At 50.4% G+C, this 23,084-nt stretch carries 20 protein-coding genes and 1 pseudogene; 18 read left to right on the top strand and 3 right to left on the bottom strand.

All coding sequences use genetic code 11. The annotated features are described in order from the left end of the window. Positions 1–494: 494 nt before the first annotated feature. Positions 495–2,327 (top strand): glutamine--fructose-6-phosphate transaminase (isomerizing), encoded by a 1,833-nt coding sequence (gene glmS / locus KI362_RS23655; protein ID WP_212939997.1) that lies wholly within the window; start codon positions 495–497, stop codon positions 2,325–2,327. Positions 2,328–2,402: 75 nt separating this feature from the next. Continuing rightward, positions 2,403–2,630 (top strand): annotated as a pseudogene (locus tag KI362_RS25595) (GNAT family N-acetyltransferase); the annotation flags it as partial. Between the two features lie 234 nt (positions 2,631–2,864). Here the strand turns inward: KI362_RS25595 and KI362_RS23650 are convergent. Then, complete coding sequence (locus KI362_RS23650) at positions 2,865–3,374, bottom strand: SRPBCC family protein (RefSeq protein ID WP_044482446.1); 510 nt, start codon at positions 3,372–3,374, stop codon at positions 2,865–2,867. A 28-nt stretch (positions 3,375–3,402) separates the two neighbouring features. Further along, on the bottom strand, positions 3,403–3,732 hold the full coding sequence (locus tag KI362_RS23645) for an ArsR/SmtB family transcription factor (RefSeq protein WP_044482444.1): 330 nt from the start codon (positions 3,730–3,732) through the stop codon (positions 3,403–3,405). A 474-nt stretch (positions 3,733–4,206) separates the two neighbouring features. On the opposite strand from KI362_RS23645, the gene KI362_RS23640 reads away from it, so the two are divergent. The 8 genes from KI362_RS23640 (at position 4,207) to sstT (ending at position 10,070) form a co-directional block, all read left to right on the top strand. After that, entirely contained in the window at positions 4,207–4,596 is a 390-nt protein-coding gene (locus tag KI362_RS23640) for a VOC family protein (RefSeq protein WP_044482443.1), read from the top strand. Between the two features lie 139 nt (positions 4,597–4,735). Next, positions 4,736–5,215 (top strand): SRPBCC family protein, encoded by a 480-nt coding sequence (locus KI362_RS23635; RefSeq protein WP_212939996.1) that lies wholly within the window; start codon positions 4,736–4,738, stop codon positions 5,213–5,215. A 162-nt stretch (positions 5,216–5,377) separates the two neighbouring features. Then, positions 5,378–5,779 (top strand): NAD(+)--rifampin ADP-ribosyltransferase, encoded by a 402-nt coding sequence (gene arr, locus KI362_RS23630; RefSeq protein WP_212939995.1) that lies wholly within the window; start codon positions 5,378–5,380, stop codon positions 5,777–5,779. 285 nt (positions 5,780–6,064) lie between these two features. Next, positions 6,065–6,547, top strand: coding sequence for an SRPBCC family protein (locus tag KI362_RS23625; protein WP_044482439.1), 483 nt, complete (start codon positions 6,065–6,067; stop codon positions 6,545–6,547). 72 nt (positions 6,548–6,619) lie between these two features. Then, positions 6,620–7,300, top strand: coding sequence for a hypothetical protein (locus KI362_RS23620; RefSeq protein WP_212939994.1), 681 nt, complete (start codon positions 6,620–6,622; stop codon positions 7,298–7,300). A 112-nt stretch (positions 7,301–7,412) separates the two neighbouring features. Beyond that, positions 7,413–8,336: a ketopantoate reductase family protein gene (locus KI362_RS23615; protein WP_301630768.1), complete on the top strand. Its 924-nt coding sequence runs from the start codon at positions 7,413–7,415 to the stop codon at positions 8,334–8,336. 264 nt (positions 8,337–8,600) lie between these two features. Continuing rightward, positions 8,601–8,726 carry a hypothetical protein gene (locus KI362_RS23610; protein WP_301630767.1) on the top strand — a complete coding sequence of 42 codons (126 nt, stop codon included), beginning with the start codon at positions 8,601–8,603 and terminating at the stop codon, positions 8,724–8,726. Between the two features lie 102 nt (positions 8,727–8,828). After that, positions 8,829–10,070 (top strand): serine/threonine transporter SstT, encoded by a 1,242-nt coding sequence (gene sstT, locus KI362_RS23605; protein WP_301630766.1) that lies wholly within the window; start codon positions 8,829–8,831, stop codon positions 10,068–10,070. Between the two features lie 72 nt (positions 10,071–10,142). Here the strand turns inward: sstT and KI362_RS23600 are convergent, their stop codons facing one another. Beyond that, positions 10,143–10,868 carry a type II toxin-antitoxin system prevent-host-death family antitoxin gene (locus KI362_RS23600; RefSeq protein ID WP_044482425.1) on the bottom strand — a complete coding sequence of 242 codons (726 nt, stop codon included), beginning with the start codon at positions 10,866–10,868 and terminating at the stop codon, positions 10,143–10,145. A gap of 319 nt (positions 10,869–11,187) precedes the next feature. Here KI362_RS23600 and KI362_RS23595 point away from each other — a divergent pair, with 319 nt between their 5' ends. The 8 genes from KI362_RS23595 (at position 11,188) to KI362_RS23560 (ending at position 23,084) form a co-directional block, all read left to right on the top strand. Then, positions 11,188–11,745: an RNA polymerase sigma factor gene (locus KI362_RS23595; RefSeq protein ID WP_306432858.1), complete on the top strand. Its 558-nt coding sequence runs from the start codon at positions 11,188–11,190 to the stop codon at positions 11,743–11,745. Further along, positions 11,738–13,057, top strand: a complete 1,320-nt coding sequence (locus KI362_RS23590) for a hypothetical protein (RefSeq protein WP_301630764.1) — start codon at positions 11,738–11,740, stop codon at positions 13,055–13,057. Before KI362_RS23595 ends, KI362_RS23590 begins: the two co-directional genes overlap by 8 nt. A 500-nt stretch (positions 13,058–13,557) precedes the next feature. Next, positions 13,558–14,526: a LacI family DNA-binding transcriptional regulator gene (locus KI362_RS23585; protein ID WP_301630763.1), complete on the top strand. Its 969-nt coding sequence runs from the start codon at positions 13,558–13,560 to the stop codon at positions 14,524–14,526. 156 nt (positions 14,527–14,682) lie between these two features. Beyond that, entirely contained in the window at positions 14,683–15,636 is a 954-nt protein-coding gene (locus KI362_RS23580; RefSeq protein WP_374705710.1) for an ABC transporter permease, read from the top strand. 12 nt (positions 15,637–15,648) lie between these two features. Beyond that, positions 15,649–16,545 (top strand): carbohydrate ABC transporter permease, encoded by an 897-nt coding sequence (locus tag KI362_RS23575; protein ID WP_301630762.1) that lies wholly within the window; start codon positions 15,649–15,651, stop codon positions 16,543–16,545. 132 nt (positions 16,546–16,677) lie between these two features. Then, positions 16,678–18,300 (top strand): ABC transporter substrate-binding protein, encoded by a 1,623-nt coding sequence (locus KI362_RS23570; RefSeq protein ID WP_301630761.1) that lies wholly within the window; start codon positions 16,678–16,680, stop codon positions 18,298–18,300. Between the two features lie 27 nt (positions 18,301–18,327). Then, entirely contained in the window at positions 18,328–20,793 is a 2,466-nt protein-coding gene (locus KI362_RS23565; protein WP_301630760.1) for a PfkB family carbohydrate kinase, read from the top strand. After that, complete coding sequence (locus KI362_RS23560) at positions 20,790–23,084, top strand: GH32 C-terminal domain-containing protein (protein WP_301630759.1); 2,295 nt, start codon at positions 20,790–20,792, stop codon at positions 23,082–23,084. Before KI362_RS23565 ends, KI362_RS23560 begins: the two co-directional genes overlap by 4 nt.

The raw sequence follows: 23,084 nt of genomic DNA, 5'->3' as shown, positions 1-23,084 counted from the left end.
AGCGAAAGTGAGGATCGTGAGGTAACTGCAAGGTAAGCGCCAGAGCTTGATTTCGCGCGTGAAGCTGATTCGGAATGCTGTCATAGGCAAATTGTGCGCAACCTCAGGGTTGACGTAAGGTCCGAACGGAGTGAGCGGCAAAGGCAAGCTGACGAGGTGGAGGTGTTCGAATTGTTCGGCGGGGGCCTCCCGGTGATTCATCACATCGTAACTGTAAGGACAAAAGGAATGGGCGACCGTTCTGCCAAACCTTTCAGGCTGATGACCTTATTAAGACGTAATTATTTCATGAGTGTGGACAGGAGTGCGGGAGAACCGCGGTGTACGGAGAAGATGGACATTCATGAGCGATATTTTAGGATTGAGCTATGTTATTTGTGATGAATTCATAACTGAATAGACCTGTCTCTGTGGACCGTGCGAGCGTCTTCCGCTTCTTTCCTCCTGTCCTGAACTTTTAAAATTCGGAGAGAATGAAACGGAGGATATAAATTATGTGCGGTATTGTGGGATATATTGGGGACAGAGATACACAGACGGTATTGCTGGATGGACTTAAAAAGCTGGAGTATCGGGGATATGATTCGGCGGGAATCGCGGTATATACCTCGAAGGGGCTGCAGGTAGCCAAGTCGATCGGACGTTTGGCCAACCTGGAATCCAAGCTGGACGGTGCCCCGTTGGAGGGAACGGCCGGAATCGGTCATACCCGCTGGGCAACCCATGGCAAGCCGTCGGATGTGAACTCCCATCCTCATACGGACCACACCCAGAAATTCTCGGTGGTGCATAACGGTATCATTGAGAATTACCTGGAATTGAAGGAAGAACTGATCGAGCAGGGATATGTATTTGTATCCGAGACAGACACAGAAGTTATTTCCCATTTGGTTGCACGCGAATATAAGGGAGATATTGTTAAGGCTGTCCAAAGGGCGATCAGCTTCATGCGCGGCGCATTTGCGCTTGGCGTATTAACGGAGTATGAACCGGACCGGTTGGTGGCTGTGCGTCAAGCCAGCCCTCTGATCATCGGGATTGGTGAAGGCGAGAACTTCATCGGCTCCGACATTCCGGCGATTTTGAAATATACGCGTAGAGTTTACATTTTGAATGACGGGGAAATGGCGCTTCTGACTAAAGACGCTGTCGAATTGATGACCATCGAAGGGAATTTTATTTCTCGGGAAATGATTTCTGTCGAGTGGGATGAAGTGACTGCGGAAAAAGGCGGATTTGACCATTTCATGCTCAAGGAAATCCATGAGCAGCCGAAGGCATACCGGGATACGATGCTTGGCCGGATTGATGAGAAGACGCATAAGGTGGTCTTCCCGAATCTGAATATGACGCCGGAGTATATCCGCTCGATCCGTCAGATTCACATCGTAGCTTGCGGTACGGCATATCATGCTGGGCTCGTAGGCGGCTCGGTCATTGAGCAATTGATCCGTGTGCCGGTGTCGTTCGAGGTTGCTTCGGAGTATCGTTATCGCAATCCGATTATTACCCCGGATACGCTCGTTATCGTAGTGAGCCAATCCGGTGAAACAGCGGATACCTTGGCAGGACTTCGTGAAGCACAAGCCAACGGTGCGCATGTTCTGGCTATCACCAATGTGGTGGGCAGCTCGATCGCACGCGATGCGAACGATGTTATCGCTACGCTGGCGGGTCCAGAAATTGCTGTAGCATCGACCAAGGCATACACTTCGCAGATTATTGCATTCAATCTGCTTGGCCTGTATATGGCGGATATCCGCGGAACGATGGAAGCCTCGGAAATTGCACATGTCATTGCTGCCATGCAGTCGCTGCCTGAACAAGTGGAAAGCCTGCTTGCCCAAAGCGAATCGATCAAGGCATATGCCGAGCATATTTCCAAGCATGAGCATCTGTTCTTCATCGGCCGCGGTCTGGACTATGCGGTAGCGATGGAAGGCTCGCTCAAGCTGAAGGAAATCTCTTATATCCATTCCGAGGCTTATGCTGCGGGTGAATTGAAGCACGGAACCCTGGCCCTGATCGAGGAAGGCATTCCAGTCATCGCCCTGGCCACCCAGGATGCCTTGCTGGAGAAGACCGTCAGCAACATCAAGGAAGTGAAGGCACGCGGCGCCGAAGTGATGGCCATCACCTATGAAGAGCATGTGGCAGACCTGATGCGTTCAGTCGACCAAGTCTTCGCGATTCCGAAGACCCTGCCGCTCTTGATGCCAGCCTTGTCCGTTGTACCTCTGCAGCTTCTGGCTTACTACGCATCTCTGGCTCTAGGTCATGATGTCGATAAGCCGCGGAATTTGGCGAAGAGTGTGACGGTGGAGTAGGGGAGAGAGCCTGGTTGGGTTGTTGCTGAAAAAATTTCAAATCAATTAGGTGAATATTTTTAGGTTGCCGAACAGAAAGGTAGAATTATTGGATATACGCACGGAGTTATTCAAACTTCCCAGTATCCTATATTTCCTTTAAACTCTCAGTTTCTGGAGATTTATGAAGTTTATATTCATCCTGATTATAGGGTGGATGGTATTGGGCTTCAATTGGTCGATTGCATTATTGCTGAGGCTGAATCAAACGGTGTTTATGAGCGGCACGGGTTCAAAATGTGGTATGTACAAATGTATCGTTAGACTTGCATTTGAATTTTGCATAATAAATAAGTCGTTACGCTAATGGGAGACGTTAGTTCAACTAGTACAGGGAGCAGGTCGCCGCGGCGCTGCTCCCTGTTCCATTGAAGAAACGGGCTGATTAGTTCAAGTGTAACTATCCATAATGAAAACCGGTATGGCGCAAAACGTGACAAACCGCCCTTCTGCATTGCCGAGAGGGCGGTTTGTCGTGGTTTGCGGTTATTATTTCACTTATTGAGCGCTCTGCAGGTGCACTTCCAGACGATCCCAAGTTTCCGTGATGCCTTGCTCCATGCCCATGTCAAGCACCTGTTGCAGTGCTTCAACGGATGCGTAAGTCGCTTGGTTGATTAGCTTTGTTTTGCCTTCGAATTCCACGAACTGAAGGATGACATCCGTTGAAGGCATATCTGCCGAAACATTGCCTTCGCTATCGGAGAAGTAGTCGGTGTATTCGATCTGCTCGTTCGTTGCGATTGCCTTATAGATGGCTTTACCCCAAGACTCCATGCCGTAGAAATCGCCTTGCGCCTTGTCTTCGCACTTCATGCAGTAATGCCAGATGCCGCCCGGGCGGAAGTCGACGTTGCATACTGGAATGGACCAGCCGCTTGGCCCCCACCATTGCTTCAGATGCTCCGCTTCGGAGAATGCTTGGAATACAAGCTCGCGGGGAGCGTTAAAAACGCGTTCCAGAGTCAATACGTTTCCTTCTACTTTGCTCAACATTTTGTTTGTCATTGTTTGTTCCTCCTCGAATTTTGGGTCCTTATTCTTTCGGGTTCACTTGCAGTTGCTGCAAATATCGCTCTAAGTTGTCGTAACGCTCGTTCCAGATCCGACGGTAACGCTCCAACCATTCATCAAGTTCTTTCAAAGGCTCAATTCGAAGCTTGTAGTTCCGCCGATTCGCTTCCGCTTCGACTTCCACCAGGCCGGCTTCCAATAGGACGCGCAAATGTTTGGACGCTTGGGGCTGCCTTAGTTGCAGACTTTCCGCGATCTCGCCCACGGATAGAGGGCCGCCCGCGAGTAAATCTACGATGCGTAATCGATTCGGCTCTGCCAGAGCGCTAAACGTCGATGTGCTATCCGTCATTCGGTCTATCACCTCGTTTTAGCAGTGCCTCTTGCTTACATTTACAATATACCTGAATCGGAATATTCCTGTCAAGGAATATTCAAAACTTATTAAATGTACCAAAGTAAGCCACACAAGATTGAACTAACGGGTACGTTAGTTGAATGACAACAGCGGCAGTCTAATACTTTATTGTCATCGAACAGTTGTGAGAAGCAAATAAACTCGTATCAGTGATCCCAAACTCGTATCAAAGCTGAGCATATCCAGGATTATTTTCTGACATTTGCTCGGCTTTTCAATTGTTTCAGGGGAAAGGGATTAGGGGATAAGGAAGGGAAATGCAGGTTCTTTCTCGAATCTTAATTCAGAGTCTTTACTCAGGATTCCTGTTTCCTAAGGTGCGGGAGCGTTCTTTTTAGATAGAAGGTATAATTTAATCATGAAAGCTTGATTTCGAAATATCCAAGAAAGAAGGAAGGAACTGAGGAGATGATTCTTAAAGCGGCCCAACTTACGATTCTAGTGAAAGATCAGGAGGAAGCCAAACAATTTTATACGGAAAGGCTTGGGTTTGTTGTAATCTCGGATATGGAATTTGGTCCGGGATCGCGATATCTAGCGGTCGCTCCGAGAGAGAGTAATGAAACGTTATTTGAACTTGTAAAGGCGGATACACCAGACCAAAGAGCTTTGATAGGCAAACAGAGCGCTAATCAAGTCCTGATCATGTTTGAAACAGATGATATCGAAGGCGACTATTTTGAAATGAAAGAACGTGGTGTCGTGCTCCACGGAGAACCAACCCTAGTTCCGGGAGGAAAAGGAGTCGGTTTTGAGGATTTGTACGGTAATCAATTTGACTTGTTTCAAGCGGAGTAATCGATACAATTACACGAATTGCGAAACATAAGTCGTGAGACAGTCTGAACAGTTTCTATGTCAGCGTTTCTATGATGTCGGCGTAATGGTCTATTATTTGAAGGCTATTATGAATACGCAACTTTGGAGGGTTGAAGTTATGACAAATGAGTCGAGTAAGAAGAGAGTTGACACTGCTTCGAGAATCATCAAGGCAGCAACCCAAACTATCTATAAGGCATTCGTGGATCCTGGGGCTTTGGTTTTGTGGCTGCCACCGAAGGGTATGAAGGGCCATATCTTTGAGTTCGACGCTCGAGTCGGTGGAGCCTATCGAATATCTCTATCTTATATCGGAACGGACCATTCAATTGAAGGCAAGACCTCGGAAAATACTGACGTTTCCAAAGGGAGATTCTTAGAGCTCATCCCGGGAGAGCGAATTGTATGGTCGGTAGAATTTGAGTCTGAGGACCCCGTCTACGCCGGAGAGATGATGATGACATGGACCTTAACAGCTGTTCCGGAAGGCACCAATGTTACTATCGTTTGTGAGAACGTACCCGAAGGAATTCAGAAGGAAGATCACGACGTTGGTTTGAGGTCCACTCTGGAGAATCTTGCCGAATACACCGAATAATAGGTCGAGAAATTTATAGTATCCACATACTAACGGAGGCGTAGTTCAATAAATTGGCTTTTATCACTTTTGAGCAACGTTATTGATGCGGATTCTTACGCTAATGTGCAGATTTCATGGTAAAATCAGATTTATCCTACTGAATTTGGGGGTGGTGGCGAGATGGCTGAAATTCTTGACAACGGTCCGTTTTATCATGGGACACGAGCAGATTTGCAGATTGGAGACTTCCTCACAGCTGGCTTTCGCTCAAATTACAATCCTGATGTTGTGATGAATCACATTTATTTTACAGCTTTGCGTGATGGGGCTGGGTTAGCTGCTGAGTTGGCAAAAGGCGATGGTGCACCCCGCGTGTATCTCGTTGAGCCGACAGGTGAATGGGAAAATGATCCAAATGTGACGGACAAGAAATTTCCAGGTAATCCGACGCGATCATATCGCAGCAAGGCCCCATTAAAAATTGTTGGCGAAGTGAAGGATTGGGTGCGACAAACGCCTGAACAGCTAGCAGTTTGGCGAGAACGTTTGGCGAAAACAGATAAAGGCGAGATTCTAAATTAGACTAACTGTTAAATGAACAGTAGACGTCTATCAAATACTTTATTTTCACCGAACAGTTGCTGCTTATAAGAAAATTAAAGTTGATTCAAAACAACAAAGTCGGTTGGTAATGCTAGTGTATTACGATTAATATGTTAGAGAAAAAGTGCCAGAGCGCTAGTTCACAAGTGAACTGGCGCTCTGTATTTTATAGGACCCATCACTGATCGCCTATAATAAGGTTTAGTAATTAAGGGAATCTGGGCGATAATACACTAAGGGAATTATTGAAGGAGGAGTAACTATATGCTGGCAGTAGTAGAGAAATTTAAAGGCGGCTTTATAGCCGCCTATAACCGGTCACTGCATTATTCAGTTGAAAAGGTGTGGTCCGCATTAACCGAGAATGACAAACTTGAAAAATGGATGCCTAACCTCCAAGTTGTAGACCTTCGACAAGGCGGGAAGATAAAGTTCAATATGAACGATGGAACGGGGAAATCCTTTGACATCTCGATTGAGGACTACAAAGAACGGTTCTATTTGCAATACGAATGGGGGCAAGGGTGGGTTCGCTTCGAGTTATTTCCCAATGACGATGGTTGCCTATTAGTCTTAAAGGAGTTTATTCCTGTCTTAAGTGACCATACCTCTATAGATCTAGCCGGATGGCATGTATGTCTCGATATGCTTAGTAGTTTACTTGATGGTCAATTTATGGATTTTCCAAAAGGCGAATGGGAAGAATGGCATCAGAGGTATGTAAGTGTAATCAATCAGTTAAAGTGAATTCAATATTCATTTCGGGTAATGAAGAGTATCGTAGTCGGAACTAAATTGCATCAAGAACGGAGGCTCGTCATGATGAAGAAAGTTTATTTTGCGATGCTCATTCTACTTGTGCTCGTTTTATCTGCTTGCCAAGGAACGGATCAGACTCCATCGAACAACTCTGCGCACCCTGGACAAACGAACAGTTCGAATACAGGAGATTTAAATTCAGATAATCGAAGTAACGACTCAGGTAACGAATCAACCAATGAATCTAATAATGGGAATGCAGCAAGTCCTGATAACACGAGTGATTCTCGCCATGAAGAAGAAGGGCTGGTAAAGGAGACTCAGTATTCAAGCAAAGAAGAAGCTGTTAATGCCATAGAGAATTATTATGAAATTGAACAAACGAATGTGGATCTGGGACATGGGATTAAAGGACATGCTGAAGGTGCGGCAGGACATCAATATATTTCTTGGAATGAAGGAAAATGGTTGATCGAAGTTAACTTTCCCAACGACCCCGAGTATGCTGTAGACGATTATGATAATGGGGAAGCTATGGCTAAAACCATTGTAAGTTATTTAGAGGATCATTTTCTGCCTCCGCCGGATGAGCGCGGCAAGATACAAGTCAATGGCTTCCGTGAGCATCCCGAGACAATAATCCAATGGCAAAAAGGGAACAAGGTTTACGTAATTGACCAAAAAACAGCAGATCCGCTTGATACATTGCAAATAGCGGTTGAACAGGCGGATAAGAAGTAGTCTGCACCCAAGCCGATAATAAATATATGGTAAACTAACTATAGTGAGTACGAGGGCCTAACGTGCATTCTTTGGTCAGTTGATAGGGACAATCTGGGATGGAGGCAGGAAAATGCGTATATTGGTGCTTGGAGCAGGCGGAGTAGGCGGTTATTTTGGCGGACGGCTTGTAGAAAAAGGGGCGGATGTTACTTTTCTGGTTCGAAGTCAGCGTAAGAAGCAGCTTGAGGAGGAAGGCTTGGTTATCTCCAGTATTAACGGCGATTTTAAGTTTCGTCCTGTGCTGATCACGACCGGGGATTCCGATACAGCGGGAACTTATGACTTGGTGTTGTTCTCAACCAAAGCGTACCATTTGCAAGCAGCGATTCAGGATCTAAAGCCATTTATTGGCGAGCAGACCATCATTCTGCCGTTGTTGAACGGGGTAGCGCATTATCCGGTACTGCAACGCGAGTTCGGGGAGGACAAGGTCATCGGAGGGCTTTGCTTCATTGAGACAACCTTGAACCGTGAAGGTCATATTGTGCAGACAAGCAAGGCTGATATTGTAAGGTATGGCGAGTTCGAGAATAAGCAGACCGACCGAATCCAGCGGATTGAGCAGGTGTTAAGCGGGGCATTGCCTTCCTTCATTCGTAGTGAATTTATTGAACAAGATATTTGGCATAAATATTTGTATATAGCCACGATTGCTGGCGTGACGACCTTGATGCGATCCGCACTCGGTCCGATCCGTGAGAGTACAGGCGGGCGGAATTTTATTCAGCATTTATTTCAGGAAATTGAGGGAATTATGCTTGAGCATGGGGCTCCGTTAGATCATGATATCGTGGCCAAGCATATGCAGACGATGGACAAGTCCTCGGATGAAATGAAATCCTCGATGCTTCGGGATATGGAGAAGGGCCTGGATATTGAAGCAGCGCATCTGCATGGATATTTGCTAAAGCTGGCCGGGGACTATAGCATCGAGGCTCCCTTTCTTCAGGCAGTCAATCAGAACCTGCTCGTGTATGAAGGAGCAAGAGTATAACGCACTTTTCTAATAATCTGATTCAAGGCGGGTACCTGTGGGTATTCGCTTTTTTGTTTAAGCCTCCCTTTAGTCAAACTGGGGGTTCAGGAAAGCTTATAGCTAAAAGTGAGAATTTCTATATTAACATTTTATACAATGAAGCGTTGTATCGTGAGCGGCGCCGGTATTTTAGGCGCATCAACGGCTTACTAACTGGCCAAGGAGGGGGTCGCGATTCTACGGAGCCTTGATCAAAGAGCTGGAGCAGGAGGTGGAGCAGAGGTGGAGCGCGAAACCGGTGGAGCCCCGTTGGCTCAATTGATGTTAGGACGGACGGAAGACGGAGGTGCGTTTGGAGGATTACGGCTTGGAGAAAGCTTTAACCCCATCATCCGGGGACATTTGTGAAAAGTAATGCACAAATGTTTCCACCTGGAGGACAGATGTCCGTGAAGCGTGGTATACTATCGCTATGTTTTTAGGTGACATCTAAACAATCGGGGGAGAAACATGAAGGCAATCCTACTCAAATGGAATCAAATCAGTCTAGTTAAACGAATTTTTGCAGGTTTGGCGGCCGGCATTCTCTTGGCGCTAATCGTCCCGAAAGCCAGCGGGATCGCATTGCTCGGTACGTTGTTCGTATCCGCCTTGAAGGCCGTAGCGCCGGTCCTCGTGCTGCTCCTGGTCATGTCCGCCATTGCCAACCATCAAAAAGGGCGCCGGACCAACATGAAATCCATTCTTGGCCTTTACGGCACGAGCACGTTTCTGGCCGGTTTGAGCGCCGTGGCGGTCAGCTTTCTGTTTCCGGTCAGCTTGTCTCTGGCAGGGGCCACGACGGAGATGACCCCGCCCGGGGGCATCGTCGAAGTGCTGAAGGGGCTGCTGTTCAAAGTGGTGGATAACCCTGTCAACGCCCTGATGGAGGCCAATTACATCGGGATCCTGGCTTGGGCGCTCTTGCTCGGGGTTGCGTTGAAAGGCGCGGGCGATCACACGAAAAGCATGCTGACGAATGGGTCCGACGCCGTTTCGCAAATCGTCAAATGGGTGATCCAACTGGCGCCGTTCGGTATTATGGGACTGGTGTTCGAAGCGATTACCGTTAGCGGACTTGCCTCCCTGCTGGGCTATGGAAAGCTGCTTCTCGTTCTGGTCGGATGCATGCTGTTTATCGCGCTGGTCGTGAATCCGCTCATCGTCTACGTCCACCTTCGCCGCAACCCTTATCCGCTCGTGTTTAGCTGTTTGAAGGAAAGCGGGCTTACGGCGTTCTTCACGCGAAGCTCGGCAGCTAACATTCCGGTCAATATGCGTTTGTGCGAAAAATTGGGGTTGGACAAGGACACGTATTCGGTATCCATCCCTTTGGGCGCGACGATCAATATGGCGGGGGCGGCGGTGACGATTTCCGTCCTGACGCTGGCGGCCGTGCATACGCTGGGGATCCATGTCGACTTCGGTACGGCGCTGATACTGAGCGTACTGTCGGCGATATCTGCAGCCGGGGCATCCGGCGTGGCCGGCGGTTCGCTGCTCCTCATCCCTCTGGCATGCAGCCTGTTCGGCATATCCAACGATATCGCCATGCAGGTCGTCGGGGTCGGCTTCATCATCGGCGTGATCCAGGATTCGTGCGAAACGGCGCTGAATTCGTCGTCCGACGTGCTGTTCACGGCAACTGCGGATTATGCGAAGAAACGCAGGGAAGAGGTGCTTCCGATCTTAGATACGGTAAGCCTGGATTGAACTATAGGGGCTGGCGAGTAATCGCCAGCCTTATTCATTTAAAAGCCGTTTCTCCAATTCATCCCAACTGAATCAAGCAATTAAATCCTGGATCGATACTTGCAAACCCGGGTAAAGCTGAGAGGTCACATGCGCATCCCCGGTGTTCGAGAATACGGTCATGTCCGCAATATTGCCGTCTTCCAGCGTGTATACGATCACGAGTGCTTTCATTGGATCGATGATCCAATATTCCTTTACACCGCATACGCTGTACAAATCCAGCTTCTTGATCATGTCCTTGCTCCGCGTGGAGGGGGACAAGACTTCAACGACCAATTGGGGAGTTCCCTTGTATTTGCCGTTGGCGTCGATTCGATCCTTGTCGCAAATCACCACGAGATCTGGCTGTACGACGCAAGTGTTATTGTCTTCCTTCTCCAGAGTAATATCAAGCGGGGAAGTCAGAGGTGTACATGGCTTTCCTTTAAACCAATTGTAAAAAGTGCCATGGAGTTCATTTATGGCCAGTTGGTGCTTGAAGGAAGGAGAAGCGAGATTATACACGATGCCATCGATCAACTCGTAACGTTGCTCCGACGTCTCCGTCAGCTCGAGGAATTCCTGATAGGATACCCATTCGCCCCCGCCATGATAGCTCGCTGCCTTCTCCCTTAGCATGGATAAACCGGCTCCGGCAATCGCGTTTAATGTGGCTACGTCCTTACCGTTTCGCGTAACGATAATTTCCTCGCCAGCTTCCGCAAACTTTAAATATTTTCCGAAATTATTCTGTATGTCAGTTGAAGTCACTCGCATGATTCTCACCTCAAATTAGCTAACTTATGATTTTATATTAGCTAAATAAATTGCGAGAGTCAATAGAGGATTAGCTATTATGTGCAGTTTCCCGCTGCCAAAAACAAACAACCCTGCAATCTTCACTGGAAGATTACGGGGTTGTTCCTGATCGGGAGAGAGATGAGGGAAGCAGCGCCCATCCTAGATGAATATACGATAGTTTTGTAGGATGATTGAGGCGGGGCCGAAATCCCTGCATTATTTTTGGTGAATAGGGAACTTTCGTTGCATTTGAAGAGTCTGTTTAGGTGAAGGGGAGGAGAAACACTTGAGGGAAATGCAGTTGCAGCCTCCGGCGGAGCCGAGCATTTTGGATATTCGGGGGCTTATGGAGTCGTACGGGGAGGATGTTTGGAATTATGCTTACGTGATCACCCGGAATACGTATACGGCGGATGATGTCGCGCAGGATGTATTTATTAAAGCCTACCGGAGTCAGACTTCCTTTCGAGGGGAGGCCTCCGTCAAAACCTGGCTGTTGAGAATCACGCGGAATACCGCCCTTTCTTACCAAAAACGGGCCTTCGTGCGCAAAGTGGTGCTGTTCGGCGATCGTTCACCAGGCGGCGAGCCGGACGGGACGGCTTTCCCGCCGCCTTCGCCGTCTGCCGAATCGGAATTCTTGGACCGGGAAGTCGCGGACGAATTGTGGCGGCAGGTGTTAAAGCTGCCAAGCCAATTTCGCGATCCGTTGGTCTTAAGCGTGCATTATCAACTGTCCATGGAGGAAATAGCCGCGGTAACCGGCCTCTCGCCAGGCACAGTAAAATCAAGGATTCACAGAGCCAAAAAGAAGGTTGCCGCCAAATGGAAGGGAGCGGATGAACATGAATGAATGGAGACCGGATTGGAATCGCCGATTGGCCAGACCGCCATTCAAGCAGCGGCGTTTTCGAAACGATCTGATGGAGCGTGTCGAGAACAAGTTGCGGGTGGCGGAAGAGAAGCGCGATCGGAAAGCATGGATTACCGCGGCATTGACGGTCACTCCCATCCTACTCCTGGCGGCGGGAGGCGGGATCTGGTTTGCACAAGTTGAGCCGTCTTTGCCTGTTCCGGTCCAAGGCGTTCAAGATGCAGGCGGTGAAAGTGGAGAAGCGTTTCGCTCAAGTTTCAAGCGTAGGGCCGGGGGGGATTTCGAATGGTGGAATTCCGCGGAAAACGCAGCGAAACAGGATAGCGACCGCACGATCGTGACATTTGTTAAAGCGCTGATGCAGCGGGAGCTGGGCGTTTTGGGCGGCCCGACGCCGGACATCTGGAACAACCCCGAGGTCAAGCAGCCGCTGGAGCGCTACGATGTGTCCAGTCCGTGGGTGTATGAAGTGTACGTCGATACGACCATACCCGTTGAGGAAAAAAATAAGGAAACAACCATTTATCGGCTTCGTCTGCTGCTGCGGGATTCGGTCCCCCTAACGTATCAGGAAATGATTGATGTGCACGTTCGCAGCGATAACCACAAAATTGGGCACATCGAACAAGTGGAAACGGACGAAGCCGGAATGTCGCTTGAAGCCTATGCCAGAGAAAATCAGGGAAAGGAAGTCCTTTTGAAGGAGGAGCCGGCACTAGATCTTAAGATCACGGGTTCGCTGAGACCGAATGCAAGCATGATTTATCCGATCCGCGTCCGTTATGGCGGTGCGGAAAGAACATTCGACGATTGGGACAACGTCGACAATGAATCCTATTATCCGCAAGTTTCCATGCTGCAAACGGGCGACGGGGAGGAGGAGGTGTTGGCCGTCATCTTGACCCGCGGATACGGTACCGGGGTTTATGAATCGACAGTGAAGCTGCTAAGACGCGATTTAACCGTAGTGTCCGCGGCGGACCCGGTGCTGGTAGCGAGCTCCAAGCTTACCTCAACCGTGACGGCGGAGGAAGGCAAGCGAACATTCCAATATACGCTGGGCGGCGAAACGCGCACGTTCGAATACAACGAGGATGACGCCGGCTTATGGCTGGACCAACCGGGTCTCGGCAGCATCATTCGCTATTTTTTTGAAGGGAATACCTTGTATGCGTCGGTGCCGGTCCAGGTATCGCCGGCCGAATTCCCGGTTACAATCCGTCTGAAATACAAATATGACGGAGCGGTCTTTGTAGTGGAGGATGCAACATTTGAGGATGACCTCCATTAACTTGCGAAAGGACCTCAAATTCCCAGGTGTGGCGGGAATTTGAGGCCCTGCCGGGTATCTTCCGATTCAACCCGAGTCTGAAGGACGTGAGTTGATTCCCATTCGCTTCAAGCAAATGTCGATTTCCGCCGGCAGCCGGGTGTATCCGTAAATTCAGCCTGCCGGCCGATGCCGCCGCGCGGCAAGTGTTTGCGGAGTGGGGCTGTCCAGCGGAGTACAAATTCTTCGTTTTAAAACGTTTCCAAAAAAATATTGAAACGTTTCCAATCCGGTGCTATGATAATAACCATAAAAGTGCGAGTTCAAAAAGTCGGGTTTTCAGGACCAAGAAGGTTGGATGAAGCTAGGGGCTGAGTAGCGGAGCGTAGACAGATCTACGTGAGCAACGGAAGGCCCGGCTGAATTCAAGATTCGACGTCGAATCCTCTCCCTGAACTGCTTCGTCATGGGAAGACGACTTTTTGAACAACCTCTAAAAGAAAGCATAAGTGGGGGGTTAGATGCCAAGCATTAAAGATGTGGCTAACTTAGCCGGTGTAGCCGTGGGAACCGTATCCCGCGTCATTAACAATTCGGGCGCCGTCAAACCCGCGACGCGCAGAAAAGTAGAGGAAGCGATCCAGGAGCTGAATTATATTCCGAATGAGATCGCCCGGAATTTCAAAATGCGGAGATCCAAGATGGTCGCCCTGCTGCTTCCGAGCATCTGGCATCCTTTTTTTTCCGAGCTGGCTTATTACATCGAAGACGAGTTGGATCGCGAAGGGTTTAAGCTCATGTTGTGCAACAGCGGAGGCAAACCCGAGAAGGAACTGTATTATCTGGATATGCTGCAGCAAAATAAAGTGGCGGGTATTGTCGGCATTACGTACAACGATATCGAAGATGACGTGAGCAACGATATTCCGATTGTCAGTATCGACAGACACTTTAGCAAGAAGATCACTTGCGTCACTTCCGATAATTATGAAGGGGGACGCCTGGCGTTACGGGAGCTGGTCAAAGCGGGTGCCCGAAAGCCGGCTTTTCTCGGCAGCGTCACTTCCGTGTTCAGCGAAACGATGAACCGGAGAGAGGGTTTCATCCGTGAGGCGAAAGCGATGGGCGTCGATTACGTTGTGTATGAGAAGCCGGATCCCGTTATCGACGACGATGCCTATTTTGGAGAGTTTCTGGATCAGCATCGCGAAGTGGACGGCATTTTTGCCATTACCGATATGTTTGCCGCCAAATATATCGAAAGAGCAGGCAGGCGGGGGATTCGCGTTCCGGAGGATGTGAAGGTCATCGGATATGACGGGATTCAGGATCATCCTTATTTTCACCCTCTATTGTCAACAATCAGACAGCCCGTAGAGGAGATGGCGCGAACGTCGATCAGGCTGCTGTATCAAAAGATGGAGGGCCAAACGTTGGAGCGGGAAGTGTACCGTCTTCCGGTTATGTTTAGACAAGGCGAAACGACCTGATTGCGGTACGAGATCACAGGAAAAACATCATATGCACGGTGCTTACGCTTTCCGGGTTCGGCGGATGATGTTTTTCTCATGATAAATTGGAAACGTTTCAATTGTAATTGGAAACGTTTCAACTACACATGACTTTTGCGTAGAAGGGGTGCATCAATGGTGAATTCAAGTGATTCCGGGGCAGATCAACCCATGGTCAAGGTGAAACACAAGACTTGGACTCAGATCAAACGCAATTACCAGTTGTATCTGTTTTTGCTGCCGATTATTCTGGTCTATCTCGTATTCAAGTACTATCCCATGTACGGCGTACAAGTTGCGTTTAAGGATTTTTCGCCGAGCCAGGGGGTTTGGGGCAGCGAGTGGGTAGGGTTTAAACATTTTATTGACTTTTTTGATTCCTATAATTTCTGGACGATCATCACAAATACCCTATCGCTCAGTTTCTTGTCGCTGTTATTTGGTTTCCCGGCGCCGATTATCATCGCGATCATGCTGAATCAGATGCTGGGCAAACGATATAAGAAGTTTATTCAAACCGTGATTTATGCGCCGCACTTCATTTCTACCGTTGTGCTCGTCGGTATGCTCAGTGTCTTCTTATCGCCGAACAGCGGGATCGTCAACCACATCATTGCCTTGTTCGGAGGCGACCCGATTCTGTTTATGGCGGACGAAGGCTGGTTCCGTCCGTTGTACATCTTGTCGGGAATATGGCAGGAAACCGGTTTTTCCACGATTATTTACCTGGCCGCGCTCGCGGGGGTCAATCCCGAGCTGCATGAAGCCGCGATCATGGACGGGGCAAGCAAATGGAAGCGGGTATGGTATGTGGATATTCCTGGCATTCTGCCGACGATCGTCATTTTGCTGATTCTTGCACTGGGGAACATCATGAGCATCGGGTTCGAGAAAGCGTTTTTGATGCAAAACGATTTGAACTATGCCGCTTCCAATATTATTCCGACCTATGTTTACGAGTTGGGGATTCAGAAGGCACAGTACAGCTTTTCGACGGCGGTCGGACTGTTTAATTCCGTGATCAACATCATCTTAATTGTCACTGTCAATCGGATCGCAAGGAAACTGACCGAGACCAGTCTGTGGTAAGGGGGGATCACTTTGAACCAATTATTGAAGAGAAAGAGCAGAGGGGACGCCTGGTTTGACATCATTAATATTGTCTTGCTGACTGTCATCATGCTGCTTGTTTTATTTCCGCTGTATTTTGTGCTGATTGCTTCATTCAGCGATCCGAATCTGATTTATTCGGGAGAAGTCTGGTTCTATCCAAAGGGGTTTACGCTGGATGGCTACGAACGGATATTCAATGATTCCTCCATCTGGATCGGGTATGCCAATTCTATATTTTACGCAGGGTTAGGCACCTTGATCGGAGTCGCCGTTACCGTGTTTGCGGCTTACCCGCTTGCCCGCAAGGATTTGGTCGGGAGATCGGCGATCATGTGGTTTCTGATGGTCACGATGTTTTTTAGCGGCGGGTTAATTCCCACCTATTTATTGATCAAGGACCTGCACATGTTGAATACCGTCTGGGCGTTGGTCATTCCCGGTGCCGGCGGGGTATTCAATGTCATTATCGTAAGAACGTTTTTTCAGTCGTCTATCCCGGATGAAATGTGGGAAGCCGCTTCGATCGACGGTTGCTCGAACAGCCGGTTCTTCTGGAGCATTGTGCTGCCTCTGTCCAAATCCATCATTGCCGTTATGGTGTTGTACCATGTGGTCGGTTTCTGGAACGGTTTTTTCGATGCCTTGATTTATTTGAACGACGAGGCCAAGTACCCGCTTCAGCTGGTGCTGCGCAATATTCTTGTCCAGAACCAGGTGAACTCCGGCATGATGATCGATGTGGAATCCTATGCGGCCAAAATGCGCGTTACGGAGCTGATCAAATACGGCGTGATTATCGTATCCAGCCTGCCGCTTTTGATGCTATACCCGTTCCTGCAGAAGTATTTTGTCAAAGGCGTGATGATCGGCTCGATCAAGGGGTGAGGTTGGCCTCGACGATTGAAAGGGGGGATGTGCAGCGACAATATCGGCGCAGGGTATCCAGATCTGCTTCAGAAGCAACTTTTCTAGCAAGGATTCCAATGAGTGATAGTTCAAAAGGGAGGTTATGTAAACATGAAGTCTTTATTTAAAAGCGCAGGTATTCTTATTTTGGCGGGAGCATTTGTATTAAGCGGATGTTCGGGCGGCGGCGGGTCGAAAAACGCAGCGGAGAATCCGGATCAGGAGGCAAATTTCAATCCAACCGGCCTGCCGATCGTGAACGAGCCGGTAATCTTAAAGATGGTGTCCCCCAAAGCCGCATTGGCGCCGGAATATTCCGAAATGGAAATCTTCAAGCGTCTCGAAAAGGATACTAACGTGAAAATTCAGTGGGAGAACATCCCGGATACCGACTATGCCGAGAAGAAAAATTTGCTGGTGGCCAGCGGAAATTTGCCGGATGCTTTTTATGCCGCCGGACTCTCAGATTATGAACTCGTCAATTACGGAAAAGATGGAACGATCATTCCGCTGGAGGATTTGATCGATCAATACGCCCCCAACTTGAAAGCGCTTTTCGAACGCAGACCCGACATCAAATCGGCAATCACGGCGCCGGATGGTCACATCTATGGACTGCCGTCCTGGGAGGAGAATAATCTCGGGACCAACCCCTTCTTCCACGTGATCAACAAAGCATGGCTGGATAAGCTGGGGCTGAAAATGCCGGAAACCCTCGATGAGTACACGGAAGCGTTGGTTGCCTTTAAAACGCAGGATCCTAACGGCAACGGCAAGGCCGATGAAATCCCGTTAAGCTTCATGCACATGCAGTGGTGTATGGATATCGGCGGCCTATTCGGAGCTTTCGGACTTCCGGATAACATGGAGCATCGGATCGTCCGCGACGGAAAGGTGATCTTTACCGCTACGCAACCCGAATATAAAGAAGCTTTGAAATATTTTCATGAAAAGTGGTATAAGCAAGGCCTGATCGACCCCGAGTCCTTTACTCAAGATGCCGCGCAATATCTGGCTAAAGGCAAAACAACGGACGAAACGCTTGGCTCCTATATTTGGTGGGAAGTCGAGGAGGTTGTCGGGACAGACAGAAGCAAGGATTATGCTTTGCTGTCTCCGCTCAAAGGGCCTAACGGCGATCAATTGATCGGCCGCGGCAATGGAGGCGGTCCGGCACGCGGCGCTTTCGCGATCACTAAAGTCAACCGTTATCCCGAAATCACCATGAGATGGATCGACCAGCAGTATGAACCTTATATGGCGGCTCAAATTCACTGGGGCCCGCTGGATGTCGTTTTCGAGAAAGACGCTAACGGGAAATTGGTAAACCTGCCGCTTCCGGAGGGAACCTCCGCCGGTGAATTCCGGCAAAAAGTGGCTCCAGGTGCAGGCGGTCCCGGTGTCATTGCGATCGAAGATTTGGGGAAAGTCGTGGATTTGGAGCCTCGCGCTCAGCAGCGCGTGAAGGATTTGGAAAAGTACTACGATCCGTATATGGAAAAGGAGAACTATCCGAGCATCTTCTTCAACCCGGAGGAGTTGGACAAAATCAACAAGATCGAGCCTGAATTGCTCAAGTATGCGAACACTCAAAGAGGCAAGTTTATCGTGGATGGCGGCGTCGATGAGCACTGGGACAGCTATGTGAAGACGCTGGAGAAGATGGGCTTGAATGAGTTGATGGAGATTTATCAAGCGGGATTGGACCGCTATAACGAAAATTTAAAAAAATAAGCGATTAATGGATAGGTGGGAGAAGCTGTGCTTGATGTTATGACCATTGGGGAAGTGTTGATCGACTTTACTCCGGCAGGCCGGACGGCGGAAGGCAATGAGCAGTTTACATGCAACCCCGGAGGCGCTCCGGCGAACGTTGCGGCTGCACTGGCCCGTTTAGGAGCGAGCGCGGGGATGATTACCAAGGTTGGGAAGGATCATTTCGGAGCGCTGCTTCACGAGACTTTACTGAACAGCGGGGTTGACGTATCCGCGCTTTCGTTAACGGACGAAGCGAGTACAACGCTGGCCTTCGTCCACTTGGATGACGACGGAGACCGGTCGTTCAGCTTCCATCGGAAGCCGGGGGCGGATACTTTCCTGCGGCCGGGTGATGTCCCGTTCGATGAGATTGAAAAGTGCCGAATCCTGCATTTCGGTTCACTGTCGATGACCCATGAGCCGGCCCGCACGGCAACGCGAGAAGCGGTTGCTAAAGCGAAGGAAGCGGGAGTCCTGGTGTCATTCGACCCGAACCTCCGACTTGCGTTGTGGGACAGTAAAGAGGAAGCAAAGCAACACATTCTCTGGGGCTTGAACTATGCCGACATCCTGAAAATATCGGAGGAAGAGCTCAGCTTTATAACGGGGTCAACCGATGTGGAGAAAGGTTCGCTGATGCTGCGGCAGCAATTCGGCATTAACCTCATCGTTGTGACACTGGCGGAAAAAGGCTGCTATTACCGGCTGGCGGACGCTGACGGATATGTGCCTGGTTTTCGGGTGAAATCCATCGATACGACGGGAGCTGGCGACGCATTCTTGGGCTGCTTGCTGTATCGGATTCTGGACAGCGGAGTCCCATTGCATCTGCTGGAAGAGCAGCAAATCATCGGTATGCTGACCTTTGCCAATGCCGGCGGTTCGATCGTTACAACACGGAAGGGGGCTCTTCAGTCTATGCCAACCACAGAGGAAATTCATAAGCAGCTCGAGACAAAGACACGGAACGAGGATAAGTACAAACCGGGGTTTCACTTTTCACCCCCGTCGCATTGGATGAATGACCCGAACGGTTTAGTTTATTACGAAGGCGAATATCACCTGTTTTATCAGTATCATCCCTTCGGCAACAAATGGGGGCCGATGCACTGGGGACACGCGGTAAGTCCGGATTTGATCCATTGGGAGCATAGGCCGATCGCTTTGTTCCCGGATGAGCATGGGGCCATTTTCTCCGGGTGCTGCGTGGTGGACTGGAATAACAGCAGCGGACTATTCGAAGGTTCGCATGGTCTGGTCGCGATCTTCACCCATGCGGACACCTGCCCGAAGACAGGGCAGCCTCGCCAGCGGCAAAGCTTGGCTTACAGCCGCGACAAAGGGAGAACCTGGCACAAATACGAGGGGAACCCGGTTCTCGCCGAGGAGGACCTGATCGACTTTCGGGATCCGAAAGTGTTCTGGCATCCGCAAAGCGAGCGGTGGGTGATGGTGCTTGTGGCGGGAGACCATGCCCGTTTTTATGGATCGAAAGACTTAATTGAATGGACGCTGACCGGCGAATTCGGCAAAGGGGAGGGATCGCATGACGGCGTGTGGGAATGCCCGGATCTCTTTGCATTGCCGGTGGGTGACAGCGGACGCTCCAAATGGGTGTTGATCATCAGCATTGGGGATAACCCGTCCATTCCGGAGGGATCACGCACGCAATATTTTATCGGCGAGTTCGACGGAAATACGTTCATCAATGACAATCCGGCCGAGCGGATCCTGTGGCTGGATTACGGACGAGACAACTATGCGGGCGTGACCTGGTCGGATATGCCCGAGCAAGACGGGCGCCGTGTGATGATCGGATGGATGAGCAATTGGAAATATGCCAATGAGACGCCAACCGGAGCCTGGAGAGGCGCAATGACGCTGCCTCGGGTCTTGTCGTTGACGAGCCGCGGTGAGGGTGTGGTGCTGACGCAAATGCCGGTGCGGGAAGTCGAGCAACTGCGTAAGGCTTCGGAGAGCCGTGAGAATGTCACGGTGATGGCGGAAACGCCGTTTACGCTGCAGACGAGCGGCGATCTCCTGGAAATTGAAGCGGAGATCGATCTCCGGTCCGGGAACGGAGTTCAGATCCGATTGAAATCCTCCGGAGAGAGTGAGACGAGGATCGGTTATGATGCTGAGCGCGAGTGGCTATTCGTGGACCGCTCGAACTCGGGCTTGACCGATTTCCATCCGTCGTTCGCTTGTGAGCATGGGGCCAGACTGGCACCAGTCAATGGAAAAATTAAGCTTCATATCTGGCTGGATCGCAATGCGGTTGAGGTCTATGCGAATGAAGGACTCGTTGTGTTGACGGATCAGATTTTCCCCGATGCTCCGATCGAGCGTGTTTCGGTAAGCACAGGCTCAGGGCAGGTTATGTTGAACTCATTCCATATTCATGAGCTTAAGTCCGTTCCTTTTCCTAACGGTGCCGAAGAAAAGCCTTCAAGGGGGAATGACGCGTGAGCCAATGTATCGACAATCGGGGGCTAATGATGTATTGGGCTTTCGACGAAGGAAGAGGGGACAGCGCTCTGGAGAGCCTGTCCCAATCCCGGGATAATATTCAATACGTATTGAAGCAAGCGGCGTTTGCCGAACCGCGCGATCCGCAATGGAGACAGGGCGTAATGGGCAGCGGGCTCCTGTTCGACGGTTACTCGACTTATGTTGCCCATTCCTTAAAGGAGGACGATTCCGACGAGGAGACGGCATACCTTTCAGCGCTGAGCATTGGAGTATGGGTTGCGCCCCGTTCGTATGAATGGGGGGAGGGAGGCAAGCTGGCCGCGATCGTCAACCGTTACAACAGGGAGAGCAAGCAGGGATATCTGCTTGGCATGTTCCGTCACGGCACTTGGTCCTTTCAACTTGGGCTCGAGAGCGGCGAATGGAAAGAACTTTGGTCCCCCGACGGCTATGAACTGCCCAAAAATGAATGGTCTTACGTAAGTGCGGTGTTTGATGGGAACCAGGGCGAAATGAAGCTGTATCTGAACGGCAGCGAAATCGCTTCGGCTTCCTTGCCGCAAGGTTCCCGTCTGGCCGAGGCGTTGGGCACGGAGCTGCTCATCGGCAAAAACAATCACAGCAGCCGGTTGGCGAGAGCCTTCAACCTGCACATGTTCAGCGGAATGATCGATGAGCTTAAGATCTACCATCGGGCCCTCAGCGCGGAGGAGGTGGCCGCCGCTTATCGGGAAGTGTTGGATTCGATCCATGGAGGCGCCCATCCGTCCATAGAATACGATGAGATCAAGCTGGACAGAACACCCCTGCTGTCGGATCGGCACCGGCCGCAATACCATGTCAGCCCGCCGGCCCATTGGATGAACGAACCCCATGCGCCCATCTATTTTGAGGGGAAATATCATTTGTTCTATCAGCATAACCCGCTGGGCCCCTTCTTTCATCATATCCATTGGGGACATTGGGTCAGCGAGGATCTGGTGCATTGGCGCGACCTTCCCGTAGCGCTTGCGCCGGAGAAGGATGGACTTGCGCCGGACGGGATCTGGTCGGGCAGTGCGACCTATGATGCGGACGGCCTGCCGGTCCTGTTCTTTACGGCGGGAAATGACAGCGCTTCGCCAAACCAAAGCGTGGCGCTTGCCCGCAGCACTTATACTCAGGATGGAGATTCGGATCTGGTTCATTGGGTGAAGCATCCGGAGCCTTTGATTGTGCAGAAGAAGGGCATGGGCGCCTTCGGCGATTTCCGGGATCCCTTTGTTTGGAAGGACGATGACGGCTGGTATGCCCTGGTCGGATCGGGAATCGAAGGCGGCGGCGGGGCCGCCCTGGCGTTCGCCTCACAAGATATGCTGAATTGGACGTACAAAGGCCCGTTTTATCAAGCGGATCTGCAGAAGTTTCCTTATCTTGGCCCGATCTGGGAGCTTCCCGTCTTTCTTCCTCTTGGTGCCGACAAGCAAGGGGTGGACAAACATCTTCTGTTGGTCAGCCCGGTGGGAAAGGGGGCGGATGTGGAGGTGTTCTATTGGATCGGGCAGCTCGACAAGGAAAATCTGACCTTCGTTCCCGATCAGGAGGAGCCGCAATTGATCGACGTCGGCGATTTCCACTTTACCGGCCCGAGCGGAATGGCGGATCCGAAAACCGGCAGAAACATCATCTTTACGATCGCCCAAGGCGACCGGACGCCCGAGCTGGAGTATCAATCGGGTTGGGCCCATAACGGCGGCTTGCCGCTCTGCGTCTATTTGCGGGAGGACGGACGGCTGGGAATCGAGCCGATCCAGGAATTGCAATCGCTGCGCGGGGAGAAGCGGCTGTCACTTCGGGACAAGTCGCTCGCCGAGGCGAATGCACGGCTCCGGGAGATTCAGGGCGACATGCTCGAGATTCAATTGGAAATCGAGCCTGACAGCGCCCGGCAATTCGGAATCAAGCTCCGGCGCACTCCGGATGGAGAAGAAGAAACGCTGCTGTATTATGATGCGAAGCAATCGATGCTCCTGGTCGACCGGACGAAAACGACGCTGCATCCGGGGGAAAGATGCGGAGGGATCCAGGGCGGCAAGCTGGAGCTGGCGGCCGAGAATTTGAAGCTTCACCTTTATCTGGACCGTTCCATGGTTGAAGCTTATGCCAACGGATTGAAAAGTTTGACAACCCGCGTATATCCGAGCCGCAAGGATGCTATGGGGCTGGAGATCTGGGGAGACGGCGATCTGATGGTAAGGTCGCTGGAAGTATGGGATATGCAGCCGATTTGGCAAGAAGGGAGAGCCTGA

This window comes from Paenibacillus apis, from assembly GCF_018333295.1.
In the GTDB taxonomy this organism is placed as follows: domain Bacteria; phylum Bacillota; class Bacilli; order Paenibacillales; family Paenibacillaceae; genus Fontibacillus; species Fontibacillus antibioticophila.
This window is presented reverse-complemented; position numbering and strand designations above follow the sequence as displayed.

What these genes read in the sequence shown, in the direction of transcription:
- glmS (WP_212939997.1), top strand. Translation starts at nt 495, where the DNA reads ATGTGCGGTATTGTGGGATATATTGGGGACAGAGATACACAGACGGTA.
- KI362_RS23650 (WP_044482446.1), bottom strand. Translation starts at nt 3,374, where the DNA reads ATGACAAACAAAATGTTGAGCAAAGTAGAAGGAAACGTATTGACTCTG.
- KI362_RS23645 (WP_044482444.1), bottom strand. Translation starts at nt 3,732, where the DNA reads ATGACGGATAGCACATCGACGTTTAGCGCTCTGGCAGAGCCGAATCGA.
- KI362_RS23640 (WP_044482443.1), top strand. Translation starts at nt 4,207, where the DNA reads ATGATTCTTAAAGCGGCCCAACTTACGATTCTAGTGAAAGATCAGGAG.
- KI362_RS23635 (WP_212939996.1), top strand. Translation starts at nt 4,736, where the DNA reads ATGACAAATGAGTCGAGTAAGAAGAGAGTTGACACTGCTTCGAGAATC.
- arr (WP_212939995.1), top strand. Translation starts at nt 5,378, where the DNA reads ATGGCTGAAATTCTTGACAACGGTCCGTTTTATCATGGGACACGAGCA.
- KI362_RS23625 (WP_044482439.1), top strand. Translation starts at nt 6,065, where the DNA reads ATGCTGGCAGTAGTAGAGAAATTTAAAGGCGGCTTTATAGCCGCCTAT.
- KI362_RS23620 (WP_212939994.1), top strand. Translation starts at nt 6,620, where the DNA reads ATGATGAAGAAAGTTTATTTTGCGATGCTCATTCTACTTGTGCTCGTT.
- KI362_RS23615 (WP_301630768.1), top strand. Translation starts at nt 7,413, where the DNA reads ATGCGTATATTGGTGCTTGGAGCAGGCGGAGTAGGCGGTTATTTTGGC.
- sstT (WP_301630766.1), top strand. Translation starts at nt 8,829, where the DNA reads ATGAAGGCAATCCTACTCAAATGGAATCAAATCAGTCTAGTTAAACGA.
- KI362_RS23600 (WP_044482425.1), bottom strand. Translation starts at nt 10,868, where the DNA reads ATGCGAGTGACTTCAACTGACATACAGAATAATTTCGGAAAATATTTA.
- KI362_RS23595 (WP_306432858.1), top strand. Translation starts at nt 11,188, where the DNA reads ATGCAGTTGCAGCCTCCGGCGGAGCCGAGCATTTTGGATATTCGGGGG.
- KI362_RS23590 (WP_301630764.1), top strand. Translation starts at nt 11,738, where the DNA reads ATGAATGAATGGAGACCGGATTGGAATCGCCGATTGGCCAGACCGCCA.
- KI362_RS23585 (WP_301630763.1), top strand. Translation starts at nt 13,558, where the DNA reads ATGCCAAGCATTAAAGATGTGGCTAACTTAGCCGGTGTAGCCGTGGGA.
- KI362_RS23580 (WP_374705710.1), top strand. Translation starts at nt 14,683, where the DNA reads ATGGTGAATTCAAGTGATTCCGGGGCAGATCAACCCATGGTCAAGGTG.
- KI362_RS23570 (WP_301630761.1), top strand. Translation starts at nt 16,678, where the DNA reads ATGAAGTCTTTATTTAAAAGCGCAGGTATTCTTATTTTGGCGGGAGCA.